Origin of the sequence: Rhodococcus sp. BH5 (assembly GCF_027583855.1) — a bacterium.
Lineage (GTDB): Bacteria > Actinomycetota > Actinomycetes > Mycobacteriales > Mycobacteriaceae > Rhodococcus_F > Rhodococcus_F qingshengii.
Genome location: NZ_JAJHVW010000001.1, coordinates 1,276,247 through 1,289,156, shown reverse-complemented (window position 1 = coordinate 1,289,156; position 12,910 = coordinate 1,276,247). Strand labels below are relative to the sequence as shown.

13 protein-coding genes are annotated in these 12,910 nt (G+C 62.8%); 7 read left to right on the top strand and 6 right to left on the bottom strand.

The features are described 5' to 3' along the window. The first annotated feature begins 64 nt into the window (after positions 1 to 64). From tsaB to tsaD, 3 genes are read left to right on the top strand one after another with little or no spacing between them, the layout of a single operon-like run. Positions 65 to 748: a tRNA (adenosine(37)-N6)-threonylcarbamoyltransferase complex dimerization subunit type 1 TsaB gene (gene tsaB / locus RhoBH5_RS05935; protein WP_270008036.1), complete on the top strand. Its 684-nt coding sequence runs from the start codon at positions 65 to 67 to the stop codon at positions 746 to 748. 10 nt (positions 749 to 758) lie between these two features. Continuing rightward, positions 759 to 1,253, top strand: a complete 495-nt coding sequence (gene rimI, locus RhoBH5_RS05930; RefSeq protein WP_270008071.1) for a ribosomal protein S18-alanine N-acetyltransferase — start codon at positions 759 to 761, stop codon at positions 1,251 to 1,253. Then, positions 1,250 to 2,287, top strand: coding sequence for a tRNA (adenosine(37)-N6)-threonylcarbamoyltransferase complex transferase subunit TsaD (tsaD, locus tag RhoBH5_RS05925; protein WP_270008035.1), 1,038 nt, complete (start codon positions 1,250 to 1,252; stop codon positions 2,285 to 2,287). The genes rimI and tsaD overlap by 4 nt, the downstream gene beginning before the upstream one ends. An 18-nt stretch (positions 2,288 to 2,305) precedes the next feature. On the opposite strand, the gene RhoBH5_RS05920 is transcribed toward tsaD, so the two are convergent. Further along, a complete protein-coding gene (locus RhoBH5_RS05920; RefSeq protein ID WP_270008034.1) occupies positions 2,306 to 3,895 on the bottom strand; it encodes an Hsp70 family protein in 1,590 nt (529 codons plus the stop codon). Between the two features lie 161 nt (positions 3,896 to 4,056). Here RhoBH5_RS05920 and RhoBH5_RS05915 point away from each other — a divergent pair, with 161 nt between their 5' ends. Next, positions 4,057 to 4,617 carry a potassium channel family protein gene (locus RhoBH5_RS05915; RefSeq protein WP_054782245.1) on the top strand — a complete coding sequence of 187 codons (561 nt, stop codon included), beginning with the start codon at positions 4,057 to 4,059 and terminating at the stop codon, positions 4,615 to 4,617. Between the two features lie 19 nt (positions 4,618 to 4,636). On the opposite strand, the gene RhoBH5_RS05910 is transcribed toward RhoBH5_RS05915, so the two are convergent. After that, complete coding sequence (locus tag RhoBH5_RS05910) at positions 4,637 to 6,352, bottom strand: TIGR03767 family metallophosphoesterase (RefSeq protein WP_007728613.1); 1,716 nt, start codon at positions 6,350 to 6,352, stop codon at positions 4,637 to 4,639. A 233-nt stretch (positions 6,353 to 6,585) separates the two neighbouring features. Between RhoBH5_RS05910 and groES the strand changes: the two genes are divergently transcribed. After that, positions 6,586 to 6,885: a co-chaperone GroES gene (gene groES / locus RhoBH5_RS05905; protein ID WP_003940763.1), complete on the top strand. Its 300-nt coding sequence runs from the start codon at positions 6,586 to 6,588 to the stop codon at positions 6,883 to 6,885. An 86-nt stretch (positions 6,886 to 6,971) separates the two neighbouring features. Next, positions 6,972 to 8,582, top strand: coding sequence for a chaperonin GroEL (groL, locus tag RhoBH5_RS05900; RefSeq protein WP_065352178.1), 1,611 nt, complete (start codon positions 6,972 to 6,974; stop codon positions 8,580 to 8,582). 74 nt (positions 8,583 to 8,656) lie between these two features. On the opposite strand, the gene RhoBH5_RS05895 is transcribed toward groL, so the two are convergent. The 4 genes from RhoBH5_RS05895 to RhoBH5_RS05880 form a co-directional block, all read right to left on the bottom strand. Next, the gene (locus RhoBH5_RS05895) at positions 8,657 to 9,394 is read right to left on the bottom strand and encodes an anti-sigma factor (protein WP_042449728.1); all 738 of its coding nucleotides are present in this window, start codon (positions 9,392 to 9,394) and stop codon (positions 8,657 to 8,659) included. Position 9,395: 1 nt separating this feature from the next. After that, positions 9,396 to 10,064, bottom strand: a complete 669-nt coding sequence (locus RhoBH5_RS05890) for a sigma-70 family RNA polymerase sigma factor (RefSeq protein ID WP_007728615.1) — start codon at positions 10,062 to 10,064, stop codon at positions 9,396 to 9,398. 88 nt (positions 10,065 to 10,152) lie between these two features. Beyond that, positions 10,153 to 10,818 (bottom strand): fasciclin domain-containing protein, encoded by a 666-nt coding sequence (locus tag RhoBH5_RS05885; protein ID WP_007728616.1) that lies wholly within the window; start codon positions 10,816 to 10,818, stop codon positions 10,153 to 10,155. 165 nt (positions 10,819 to 10,983) lie between these two features. Beyond that, positions 10,984 to 11,280, bottom strand: a complete 297-nt coding sequence (locus tag RhoBH5_RS05880; RefSeq protein WP_003940939.1) for a WhiB family transcriptional regulator — start codon at positions 11,278 to 11,280, stop codon at positions 10,984 to 10,986. Positions 11,281 to 12,048: 768 nt separating this feature from the next. Between RhoBH5_RS05880 and RhoBH5_RS05875 the strand changes: the two genes are divergently transcribed. Continuing rightward, positions 12,049 to 12,747 carry a hypothetical protein gene (locus RhoBH5_RS05875; protein WP_082893138.1) on the top strand — a complete coding sequence of 233 codons (699 nt, stop codon included), beginning with the start codon at positions 12,049 to 12,051 and terminating at the stop codon, positions 12,745 to 12,747. Positions 12,748 to 12,910: the final 163 nt, after the last annotated feature.

Here is a 12,910-nt window from a genome sequence, read left to right as displayed (position 1 = left end):
TCACAGACGTCGTGACCCTCCCGGGCCGGAAGTAGTTCTTCACGTGCGGGTACCCTGAGAAATCGTGCTTGTTCTCGCAATTGACACCTCCACTCCGGCAGTCACTGCCGGAGTCGTCTCCCTGTCGGCTTCGTCACCGGACCCAGTGTCACTGGACGCAGAGTCACCGGACACAGTGGAGACGCTTGCCGTGCGTGTCACGGTCAATCCTCGTGCGCACGCCGAGGTCTTGACCCCTCACGTCCTCGAATGCCTCGCCGAGGCAGGGCTCACACCGGCCGACTTGAACGCCGTCGTCGTGGGTGTCGGGCCAGGGCCGTACACCGGACTGCGTGTCGGCATGGCGACGGGCGCTGCCTTCGGTGACGCACTCGGTGTTCCCGTGTACGGCGTGTGCAGCCTCGATGCGATCGCGGCTGCGGTACCGACCACACAGAGCCTGCTCGTCGTGACTGACGCGAGGCGTCGCGAGATCTACTGGGCGCGCTATGACGGCGGAGTGCGCGTCGAAGGACCGGCTGTGAATTCCGCCGGCGACGTCGATCCTGCGCCTTCGACGCTGATTGCCGGATCCGCTTCGCACGTGGACTTCTTCGATCTACCCGTCGACCCGGCGGAGACACCTTCACCGGCCGGGTTGGTGACAGTCGCTGCTCGCGAGATCCTGGCCGGCTCGGTTCCGGCCCCGCTGGAGCCGCTGTACCTCCGACGCCCGGACGCGAAGACCCTTGCAGAACGTGGCAAGTGAGACAGAGCAGATGAAGTACAGCATCGAGCCGATGAACGCCGATGACGCCGAACGGTGCGCGGAGTTGGAGCGCGCGTTGTTCGCAGGCGACGGACCCTGGAGCGCACAAGCGTTCGTCTCGGAACTTGCAGGCGCACATAATCATTACTTCGTTGCCCGGGAGCCTGACGGTCACGTCCTCGGCTACGCCGGAGTCGCATTGTTGGGGGCGTCGCCGAACATGGAGGCCGAGGTTCACACCATCGGTACAGATCCCTCGGCTCAGCGACTCGGAATCGGCGGCGCGTTGCTCGATGCGCTTCTGACTCTGGCGGATTCACGGCAGTGCCCGGTGTTCCTGGAAGTGCGCACCGACAACGAACCTGCCATCGCGCTGTACCGGCGCGAAGGATTCGAGATCGTCGGAACACGAAAGAAGTACTACCAGCCCAGTGGGGCAGATGCGTACACGATGAGACGGCCTGCCGTGCTCGGTGTCCGCGAAATTGAGGAGCAGCAAGCATGATCGTCATGGGTGTCGAAAGTTCTTGCGACGAAACAGGTGTCGGTATCGTCCGCTGGAACGGTGACGGAACCTGCGAATTGTTGGCCGACGAGGTGGCATCGAGCGTGGATCAGCACGCCAGGTATGGGGGAGTGGTTCCCGAAGTGGCCTCGCGGGCTCACCTCGAGGCGATCGTGCCGACGATGCGCCGTGCCCTTGCTGCCGCCGGTATCGAGAAGCCCGACGCGCTGGCCGTCACCATCGGACCCGGACTGGCCGGCGCGCTGCTGGTCGGTGTAGCCGCAGCGAAAGCCTATGCGGCAGCATGGAACATCCCGTTCTATGCGGTCAATCATCTCGGCGGTCACGTCTCGGTGGACACTCTCGAGCACGGTCCGTTGCCCTCGTGCGTCGCATTATTGGTCTCCGGCGGTCACACACACCTGCTTCACGTCGAAGATCTGGGCAAGCCCATTGTCGAACTGGGCACGACTGTCGACGACGCCGCCGGTGAGGCCTTCGACAAGGTGGCCAGACTGCTCGGACTCGGCTTTCCCGGTGGACCGGCACTCGATGCTGCTGCGCAAGAGGGAGATCCGAACGCAATCACCTTCCCTCGCGGCATGACGGGGCCGCGCGATTCACGGCACGACTTCTCGTTCTCGGGACTCAAGACGTCCGTCGCGCGCTATGTCGAATCGAAAGAGCGCGCAGGCGAGACCTTTTCGATCCCGGACATCGCTGCCTCGTTCCAGGAAGCGGTTGCAGACGTCCTGACGATGAAGGCAGTGCGTGCAGCCAAGGACGTCGGGGTCGACACGTTGGTTCTCGGCGGCGGCGCCACGGCCAATTCGCGTATCCGCTCACTCGCCGAGCAGCGCTGCGCCGAAGCAGGCATCACGTTGCGCATTCCGAAACCTCGACTGTGCACGGACAACGGCGTGATGATCGCATCGTTGGCCGCTCACCTGATCGGAAACGGCGCAGGCCCTTCGGAATTGAGTGTTGCGACGGACCCGGGGCTGTCGGTCTCCGTCAGCCAGTTGATGCACTGAAAATCGGCCGACTGAGAATCAGCCGACCGGGGCCGGTTCCCGATCCGGTGTGGTCGCGGGACCGTTTTCGGGCATCGAGGTATTCGGTTCACCGGGCTTCGTCGTCGGATCACCACCACCAGGGGTAGTGATTTCGGTTTCGGTGGAACCGGATCCAGGAGTCTCCGGCGTCGTCGGGTTCTCGCCGCCGCTCTCACCCGGGCCGAGACCGCCGCCGGGGTTTGCCTCGGTCGGATCGACCGGGGGCGTCGCCTCGGTGTCCGGCAGCGTCGGCCACCACGCCGGTGGATCGGGCAGCGTGATTCCGGGAATGGTCGGCCAATTCGGAGTGGTCGTTGTCGTGGTCGGCGGCGTGGTTGTCGTCGAGGTGTCCGGGATCGGCGCAGGCGGAAGTGTGTACTGATGCGTTGTGTACGAGTGCGTGTCGTAAGGCTGCGAGTCGAACGGGGTGGTGGGATACCCGTACCGAGGATACGTGCTGCCGGCTACCGAAGGCAGAGGATCATGAGACGGAATGATCGTCGATCCGGTGCTCGGTGTCGCTTCGGGGCTCACCGTCGTCGTGGTCGACCCTGTTCCGACGGGCGAGACCGCGGTGTCGTCGGTCGGCACCAATTCCTTTGCGCCGTAACCGAGTACCAGTCCGCCGACCACGAGCGCACCGATCAACGCTCCCGATACCTTGGCGGTGGATCCGGAGCGCTGGTCACTTCCGGAGCCCAGCAGCGGGAAACGAATTGCGGTGATCGAATCTGCCAGGAGTGCAGCACCTTTGGTTGCCGCAGTCTCGGGCTCGACGATCTCGACCATGGGGACGTCGACGGCAGCGGCGACGGCGGACCGCACGGCCGGAATGTGTGCGCCACCGCCGATGAGTACAACGGCACCGACGGGCCGCGGTGAGCCCGTCACGACTTCACGGATGAAGGTGACGGCGCGCTCTATATCCGGGGCGATGATGGCCTCGAACTCGTCGCGCGTGATCGCCATCGCGTCGATCGGAAGGTCGATGGTCACCTTGGTGGACGTGGACAGTTGCTCTTTGGCGACATGGCACCGGGCGGCAAGAAGTTCCGCGTCGGTGTACCGGCGCAAGTGCCCTGGCGCCTTCTCCGTCACGAAGTCGACCAATGCCCGGTCGATTCCGGCCCCTGCGAGGGCGTCGATACGGTCGGAGTGCAGAACTTCACCGGTGTGGTCGACGACGGACACCGTCAGACCTTGATCGCCGACGTCCACCTGAGCTGTCGTGTCGTACCGCTCGGTTTTCCCTGTCTCGGCGAGATACGCGTGTACGGCGGCAGGTTCGGGGATTGCACGGACCTGCTTCGGCGAGCGCGAAAGAGATGACCTGATGCTCGCGAGTTGATCGTCCGTGCGATAGCTGACACCGATCGAGCGCGGCGCTTCAGATCCGTCCGTTACCTGCGTCGTCATCAGCTTGATGGATGCTCTGACAAGGTCACCGACGTTGGAATTGGCCTGATCCGCCGAGACGAAGCGAGTCTCGGCAGGCACGGCGCCTGGCGCGTTTGTGCTGGTATCGGTGTCGACGAGTGCTGAATAGACACCGGAAGATCCAGTGGAAATTCCCAGTGAACAACTCATCGCACACCTCCTCACAGTCAATACCGGTCAATGTTCAATCGACCGCCGTTATATGAACGTTACAGAAGGTTCGTGAGGATTGCTCAGTGCTTCTCGTCTCCGTGACGTCCTTTTCGGACCGAAAGGGTGGTTTTACCTGCGAAATTGTCGATCATTGATTCATGCGGAAAAAAGGCGATTCTCCCCACATCGACCGGGAACGACGACGCGCGCTGATCCGTGGTGCAGTGCTTCGGCCCACACTGACGGTGATCGCCTTCGGATGCGCGTATTTCTTTCTGCCGTGGATCGATGTACATACCGCCAGTGCAATCTTCCTCTTGATCGGTGGAGGCGCCGCGGTACTTGCCGTGACCACCTGGCAGGTGTGGCGAATTCTGCGTTCCGATGTGCCATCTCTGCAGGCGGTCGAAGCTGTGGCGGTGGTGATGCCGACGTACTTGTTGTTGGTGTCCATCACCTATTTTTCGGTCGAGCATGCAAGCCCTGGCAGTTTCACCGAACCGCTGTCGCGTATGGCGGCGCTGTACTTTTCGTTGTCCGTCTTCTCGACAGTCGGATTCGGTGACATCGCCGCGCAGACGGACCTTGCCCGGGGGCTCGTGAGCCTTCAGATCGTCTGCAATCTGGTGTTGATCGGATTCGGTGTTCGATTCGTCGTTGCCGCAGTGTCGTGGGCGAAATCGCACCGCTCGCCTTCGAGCGGACCTGAAATCACCTAGGACACTGCGGCAATCGGAGTCATCGTCCGGTGTGAACCAACAATTCGACGTTCTGGTCGACGCCGGTACCCGTCAGCTTCGGGTCGCGGTGGATGTCGTTGAACGACAGTTCGCGGTACAGCGAGGCGAGCCCGGCTGCCGACTTGTCGCTGTAGTCGACGGAATTGGGACTCTCCGCCTCGAAGAGCGTCGCAAGCAACGACACCGTTCCGTCATGGTTGTCCGCGATCTCGATGATGCGTCCGAGTTGCGGGTAGTCGATGTGCGAGGCGGTGTTGATCTCCCAGAAGCCCTGCTCGGGGGTCGCGCCGGGCCACGGGGTGATCTTGTTCTCGTGGGTGTGTCCGTTGACCCAGGCAAGTACGTTCGGGAAACGATGCAGCAAGTCGAGAAGCTGTGAACCGCGCAGGCGTGGCTCGAGGACGTTCTCGGGGTCGGGAATGAGATTGTCCATCGTGTCGCTCGTGTGGTGACTGAACAGCACGAAATACGTGTCACCTCGCGACTCGGTGACGCGAGAGCCCGCGGCGTCGTAGTAGGTGCTGCTGCCGGCGCGCAGGGTGTTCTCGATCCACTGGAACTGAGCGGCGCCCAGCGAACCGTCGACGAGGCCCGCGCGGTTGGTGGAGTCCATGCTGATGCCGACGACGCCCGGTGCGATCTCGAACGAGTAGTAACCGATACCGGTTTCGCCGGCGTCGGGGGCGAAACCGTGTCCGACGGGGCCGGGACCGGTGTGCGCGGGATCAAGATGTGCGGCGATGAACTGTCGCGGTGTGAACGGCGCGCGCGACGGGTCGGGGGTGACCTGGCGCGGCGGCGTCGTGAAGGCGGACAGGATTCCGGGTATCGCACTGGGATCGAACTTGGTGGCGACGTCGATCTGCTTGGCCTGCTCCGGTGAACCGGGCACCTCGAATTTGAGAGATCCCGTGTACATCGCTTCGAGCGGCGGGATGCCGCTGGGCACCGTGCCGGACACCGAGTCGTCGTGGTTGCCGAACACGCAGTACCAAGGGGTGTTCAGGCCGGGGCTCGACACGGGCGTGAAAGCGGCACCGAAGAAATCGGGGATCTCCGGGAATCCGGCCTTCTTGTACATGTCGAGCATCGGTGACTCGGGGTTCCAGTAGAGATCGGCACCCGAGTTCTGTACACCCTCGTAGCGGTCCTTGGCACCGGTGTTGGCGACGACGGTTCCGCCGTTGAGTGAGGTGAGGAACCAGTCGAGTTCGGCGAATTCCTTGTTGTCCGTGTTGTCGCCGGTGGTGACGACGGCATCGAAGGGTCGCGACGTGTGCGGGCCACTGCCGATCGAATTGACCCGGCGGACAAGTGAAATCAGCCCGTGCGCTGTCAGGGTCTCCTGGGGACGGAACGCCGAGCCGGTGATCTGGTGGACGTACTCAAATCGCATGGGGGACTGGGCGTCGACGATGTGGACGTCGGTCAGCTGCACGAGTGAGGCGAGCGCGGTGCGTCGGTCCTCGCGTCCCGACTTCGGCTCGGCCAACTCGCTGCGCACGATGTTCGCCCAACCGGGTCCGGCGGTGAGCTTGGTGTAGCCGCTACTGCTGACGGGGGTGGACACGGACTCGAGAGTGGTGCCAGGACCTGACGTCGGAATGGTCGACGCGCCTGCATATTGCAGGCCCCACGGCTTGCCAAGGCTGACCGCGCCGACGGCGCCGAGTCCGGCGAAGGTCAGAAAACTACGGCGATTGATGTTCGTCACGAAGTGAACAATAGGTGAACGTGGTGGACGGCTGTCCTGTTTCGCTCTGGACGAAGAGAAAAATGCGCCCAGTCCTTGAGGGTTGGCACTCTCACGTATAGAGTGCCAATTGGCGCTGATCGAGTTCCGGCACCCGCGACGACGGGACTGCAGTGACGCGCCGTAAACGGCATACCCAAACAGCTGTCCGAGGATCGCCTCGGACGCACATACCCCAAAGTGGAGGGCTCATCGTGGCGAGCGTCAACATCAAGCCGCTCGAGGACAAGATCCTCGTCCAGGCCAACGAGGCTGAAACGACGACGGCTTCCGGCCTGGTCATTCCTGACACAGCCAAGGAAAAGCCCCAGGAGGGCACCGTCGTTGCAGTCGGCGAAGGCCGCGTCAACGAGCAGGGCAACCGCATCCCGGTCGACGTCAAGGAGGGTGACACGGTCATCTACTCCAAGTACGGCGGAACCGAGATCAAGTACGCCGGCCAGGAATACCTGATCCTGTCGGCACGCGACGTGCTGGCTGTCGTCTCCAAGTAAGACACACGTGATCCGCCCCGGAGTCCACACAGGATCCCGGGGCGGAATGCGTTCACGCCCCGAAGATTCAGGAGCTGACAGAACAGATGTCCAAGCAAATTGCGTTCAACGAGACCGCACGCCGCGCTCTCGAAGCCGGAGTCGACAAGCTTGCCGACGCCGTCAAGGTGACCTTGGGCCCGCGTGGACGCCACGTCGTGCTCGCCAAGGCATTCGGCGGCCCCACCGTCACCAACGACGGTGTGAGCATCGCCCGTGAGATCGAGCTCGAAGATCCCTTCGAGAACCTCGGCGCACAGCTCGTCAAGAGCGTCGCCACCAAGACCAACGATGTTGCCGGCGACGGCACCACCACCGCGACCGTTCTGGCCCAGGCCATCGTCCGCGGCGGACTCAAGAACATCGCAGCGGGCGCGAACCCGATGGCTCTCGGCGTCGGCATCAACGCCGCAGCCGACAAGGTCGTCGAGGAACTGCTCGCCGCAGCCACCCCCGTCGAGGGCGAGAAGTCGATCGCTCAGGTCGCCACCGTCTCCTCACGTGACGAAGAGATCGGCAAGCTCGTCGGCGAGGCACTCACCCGTGTCGGAACCGACGGCGTCGTGACGGTCGAGGAATCCTCCACCGTTGCAACCGAACTCGTTGTAACCGAAGGTGTTCAGTTCGACAAGGGCTACCTCTCGCCCTACTTCGTCACCGACATCGATGCGCAGAAGGCCGTCTACGAAGACGCGCTGATCCTGCTCTTCCGCGAGAAGATCAGCTCACTTCCCGACTTCCTTCCGCTGCTCGAGAAGGTTGCCGAATCCGGCAAGCCGCTCTTGATCATCGCCGAGGACGTCGAGGGTGAAGTTCTCTCCACCCTCGTGGTCAACTCCATCCGCAAGACCATCAAGGCCGTCGCCGTCAAGGCGCCGTTCTTCGGTGATCGTCGCAAGGCATTCCTCGACGACCTCGCAGTCGTCACGGCAGGCACCGTCATCAACACCGACGTCGGCCTCTCGCTCAAGGAAGCCGGCCTCGACCTGCTCGGCAGCGCTCGCCGCGTTGTCGTCACCAAGGACGAGACGGTCATCGTCGACGGTGCAGGCACCGCTGACGACATCGCGACCCGCGTTGCGCAGCTGCGTCGCGAGATCGAGAACACCGATTCGGATTGGGACCGCGAGAAGCTCGAAGAGCGTCTGGCGAAGCTGTCCGGCGGCGTGGCCGTCATCAAGGTCGGCGCAGCCACCGAAACCGATCTGAAGGAACGCAAGTTCCGCGTCGAGGATGCGGTCAACGCAGCCAAGGCAGCAGTTTCCGAGGGCATCGTCCCCGGTGGCGGATCGGCTCTCGTTCAGGCCGGTACGGCTCTGATCGGGAACCTCGGCTTGACGGGTGACGAGGCCACCGGCGTTGCCGTGGTCCGCGAAGCCCTCAACGCCCCGTTGTTCTGGATCTCCAGCAACGCAGGCATCGACGGTTCCGTCGTTGTCAGCAAGGTCGCCGAGATGACCAAGGGCGAAGGCTTCAACGCTGCCACCCTCACCTACGGCAACCTGCTTGCCGACGGCGTCGTCGACCCGGTCAAGGTCACTCGCTCGGCAGTGGTCAACGCCGCTTCCGTCGCGCGCATGATCCTCACGACCGAGAGCGCCGTCGTCGAGAAGCCGACCGAGGAAGTTGCCGACACCGGACACGGTCACAGCCACTGACTCGCTGCTCGTAGTTTCCACAAAGAAGAGATCCCCCACCGGATTCCGGTGGGGGATCTTTTTTCGTCTGGCGATCAGATGAGCGGGATCGTTGCGAACGGCTCGCTCGTCGGCTGCTGCGATCCGCCGGGCGGTTCGACAGTGAACGCCAACTTCGTATTCGGACCGATGCCGTCGAGCACCACCTGGGTAGTGGGTTTGACGTCGCCCGGAGCCATCGTCCCCATCGGGATCATCGTGGTGTCGTCGGTGTCGCCCGGCACCAGCCACATCTGGTAGACGGTATCCGGACTCGGGGGAGTCACATCGTTCATCACGAGGACTGCGGCGTCTTCGGAGGGCGAGAACAGCGTCGTGGCACTACCGCCGCCCGGAATTTCACGCGTCGTGGCATGAACGTCGGGTGCTGCCATGATTTCGGACGCGGCGTTCTGCGGCGGCGTGTCGTCGGACAGCGTGCGTCCGATTCCTATGCCGCCGACCAGGATTGCGACTGCGGCGGCCGCCGCAAGAGCCATGGTCCACGGGCGTCGACGGTTACGACGCTCGGCCAGCGAAACCGGGGCGTTGGGAGCCGCGGTCTGTTCTGCGATCGAGGCGAGGACGCTGCTGCGCAGCGACGGCGGGGGCTCGACGGCGTCGACGACGGTCATCGCGGCCATGGTTTCGGCGGTGAGCCGGACCTGGGCGTCGAATTCGGCGTGGGTCGCGGAGTCCGAAGCGGCAAGTCGTTTGTCGACCTCACGGCGCTCGTCGAGGTCCAACGCATCGATCGCGTAGGCGTACGCGTAGTCGATCAGCTCTTCGTCCATCTCACATCACCCCCAAACATCCACGTAGGCGCAGTAGTCCGTCGCGAATTCGCGACTTGATCGTGGGAATCGCCACGCCGAGATCTTCGGCCACCTCGCGGTACGTTCGGCCGCCGTAATAGGCGAGAGTCACCGATTGGCGCTGAGTGTCCGTCAGCGTTTCGAGACAGTCGGTGACAGCACGATGCTCGTCTCTTCGTGTCACTTCGTCGCTGACGACGTCGAATTCGGGAGTGGCATTGGTGGTGTCGTAGAGAGCCTGTCGATCCGAACTCGACTGTTCGGAGCGCACGCGATCCACTGCGCGCCGGTGGGCAAGTGTCAGGAGCCAGGAAAGCGCGGACCCCTTGGCAGGGTCGAAGCTGTCGGCTGATTTCCAGGCCTGGAGGTAGACCTCTTGGACCGCTTCCTCGGAGAAACCTGGATCACGGAGTACACGAAGAACCATGCCGTACACACGGGAGCTGGTTCGGTCGTAGAACTCGGCGAAGGCGCTCTGGTCGCCACCGGCGACGTTCGCGAGGATCACTGCCAGCTCGCGTGATTCCGCGATTCGCGCGGTGCGGGCCGCAGAATTGTCCGTCGGGCATGCGTCGGCCGCATCCGACGCATGGTCTGGCTCGCTCACGAAGAGTTGTCTCGCTTCATCGCGTACAACCGTAGCGTGCATGTCCGGTTCTTTTCTCTTGGCCCGCCGTTGGCCGCTGTGCGCCTTTATTAACCGCGGGGGGTTGATAAAGGCGCACAGCAGGTGGGGACTACTGCGGCATCAGCACCGAATCGATGAGGTAGACGGTGGCGTTTGCGGTCTTGACTCCACCGCAGACGACAGTTGCGTCGTTGACCTTGATGTTGTCACCGGATCCGGTGACGGTGACCGTTCCGCCCTCGGCGGTGGGGTGCGTTCCGTCGATCGCGTCAGGGGCGATCTGGCCGGGAACCACGTGGTAGGTGAGGATCTTGGTCAGCGTGGCGCTGTCCGTCTTGAGGCTGTCGATCGTGGCGGGGTCGATCTTGGCGAATGCCGAGTCGATCGGTGCGAAGACGGTGAACTCGCCACCGTTGAGAGTGTCGACCAGGTTGACGTCCGGGTTGAGCTGGCCGGAGACCGCCGCGGTCAAGGTGGTGAGCAACGGATTGTTGGACGCCGCTGTGGCAACCGGATCCTGGGCCATTCCGCTGACCGATCCGGCGCCGCTCGGCACTGCGGCTGCATAGTCGGCACAACCGGCACCGACCAGATCGGAAGCAGGCTCCGCCATCGCGCTGCTGGGAGACATGCTCGATCCCATGGCAGAAGACGTCATGGCGGCGCTGGACGTGTCGGTCGACGAATCGTTGTCGTCGGAGGAGCAACCGACCACGCCGAAGACGGCGAAAGAGGCTGCTGCGGTGACTGCCAGAACTCGAGTAGAGGTGTTCATGGGTCTGCCTTCCTGAAGGGATGTGCTGAGGTGCACTGTCAGAAGGCATTCGGAGGCGGGCGTCGGTCGGATGGGTCGTGTCGGAAATTCTTTTCGACGGTGTCCCGTCCACACGCAAAAGCCCCCGAAAACTCTCGGGGGCCTAGTGCGCTGTACCTACGTGTATCAGGAAGCTATGCGGGTGGTGCGACGGTGGCGCGCGTGTAGTTCACGTTCGGTTTCCGACATTCCTCCCCAGATGCCGTACGGCTCGGCGACGGTCAGCGCGTGGCTGCGGCACTGCATCAGGACCGGGCACTGACGGCACATCTCTTTTGCGCGGGTTTCGCGCTGGGCACGTGCTCTACCGCGTTCGCCATCGGGATGGAAGAACATGGAGGAGTCGACTCCGCGGCACAGACCGTGCATCTGCCAGTCCCAGATGTCTGCGTTGGGGCCTGGAAGGTGATTCGGTGCAGGCATGTTGACTCCTTACTGCAAGCTCGCGTTGATCAACGAGCGGACCAAGTTGCCCGGAGGTTATCCGGGCCTTCTGAATCGTTCACGCTTGCTAACCGTAAGGGTGCTGAGTAAATCGCGTCAATAGGCTCGTTCAGTGGCGATCGGCATATATCGAAATGCGAGAGTTAACGAAGTATATATTTACATTTCGGGCTCCTCGTGCGTTGTTCTGCGCCGATGTCGAAATTGGGTCGATCGAGGTGGCGGCCGGCAAGCCTGGCTGCTCGAGATGCGAAACCCACAGATCAGGGATATGTTCGAGGCTGATCGCCCGGCGAAATCACTCAGTCATTCGGCTCGGTTTGCGTCATTTGTCCGATATTGCGTGGGCGTGGTTGCACTCCATTTCGGGACTTAGTGCCCAAGTTTCAACTAGGACATCCGTCCAATAAGTAATGCGCAGTTAACGTCACGGATATATGCCCGTTAAATATCATTACGAGTACATTTGGCAAATCTCAGTTGAATATCTGATTAACTCCGACAAACTTGCCTTTTCGTGTTTCGTGCGACTTTTGGCATCGTTGGTGTGACGCCGGTCGTGCGAATGTCTGCTCGTGCTGCTGCGATGATCAACCTGTGTCGACACCTGCGCGCCCTCAATCACCTGTGCCCAACGAAACAACTGCACTTCCAGGGTCCCTCGAGTCTGCCGCGTTCGGTGCGGATCCGGATCTCGTCCGCCTCCCGGCGCCTTGCTCTACCCGAGATTGGTGGACAACGGCAGTAGTGCTGGGTGGTCAGGGCCGCTACGCAAGAGCGCGGGCTGCATTGGATGTCCTCGATCGGCTCACGGCCGGTTTCTCGACGCACTCGGATCGAGTTCTTGCCTCTCTGTCTACCAGCACGAGGGCGTCGTTTCTTCGCCAGAGCGGACGCCATGCACTCGCGTCCACGTGGGACGGGCGCGCACTGGCGATCGTCGGCGGCCTGCCAGGTGATCCAGAGGCTGCCTGTGACGCTCTGACCGGTCTGGCCGCAGACGCCCTCGGCTGTGGCAGGCTCCCGCTCGGCTGGCGCCTGCTGGCGCAATGTCGGGCGCGTCTGGATGCCGAGGGCGGGCTGTGGCGGCAGGAAATTCGGATCGAATGGGTCTCCGCAGAATTGGCGTTGGCGGGAGGCGACTTCGCTCGTGCCCGCAGACACGCAGAACGCGCCGTCGAATTGTCAGCGGAATCGGAGTCTGTGCGGCACCGCGTGAAGTCGGATCTGCTGCGTAGCGCCGCGCTGACCGGAACCGACGCGAGCGCAGCCGTGAAGATGGCAGCAGATGTGTTCGCGCGGTGCCGGCAATACGGCCTGCTGCCCCTGGCCTGGGCGTCGTCTCTGTTGATCGAAGGTGTCAGCGGTGAGAGAACCTCACCGAGTGCCCGGGAGATCGGCGATCTGATTGCGATGCGTGGTGGATCACTCCTACCTTTGTCGTAACCACTCCACCGAAGTCTCCGGAGAACATTCCAGAAGGAGCTGTATCGATATCGCGACTGCTGGGCAGGTATGCGGAGACCAGTCGGTCCGGATGGTTACTCTTAGAGGGTTCCGCTGAGAGCGGGAGCACACCCGCTCGGGAGGTGCCACTGTAACGCCAGGA

Excerpts from the sequence above, each read along its gene's own strand:
- RhoBH5_RS05885 (WP_007728616.1), bottom strand. The coding sequence starts at position 10,818 with ATGAACACCTCTACTCGAGTTCTGGCAGTCACCGCAGCAGCCTCTTTC.
- RhoBH5_RS05880 (WP_003940939.1), bottom strand. The coding sequence starts at position 11,280 with ATGCCTGCACCGAATCACCTTCCAGGCCCCAACGCAGACATCTGGGAC.
- groL (WP_065352178.1), top strand. The coding sequence starts at position 6,972 with ATGTCCAAGCAAATTGCGTTCAACGAGACCGCACGCCGCGCTCTCGAA.
- RhoBH5_RS05920 (WP_270008034.1), bottom strand. The coding sequence starts at position 3,895 with ATGAGTTGTTCACTGGGAATTTCCACTGGATCTTCCGGTGTCTATTCA.
- RhoBH5_RS05915 (WP_054782245.1), top strand. The coding sequence starts at position 4,057 with ATGCGGAAAAAAGGCGATTCTCCCCACATCGACCGGGAACGACGACGC.
- RhoBH5_RS05890 (WP_007728615.1), bottom strand. The coding sequence starts at position 10,064 with ATGCACGCTACGGTTGTACGCGATGAAGCGAGACAACTCTTCGTGAGC.
- tsaD (WP_270008035.1), top strand. The coding sequence starts at position 1,250 with ATGATCGTCATGGGTGTCGAAAGTTCTTGCGACGAAACAGGTGTCGGT.
- rimI (WP_270008071.1), top strand. The coding sequence starts at position 759 with ATGAAGTACAGCATCGAGCCGATGAACGCCGATGACGCCGAACGGTGC.
- RhoBH5_RS05895 (WP_042449728.1), bottom strand. The coding sequence starts at position 9,394 with ATGGACGAAGAGCTGATCGACTACGCGTACGCCTACGCGATCGATGCG.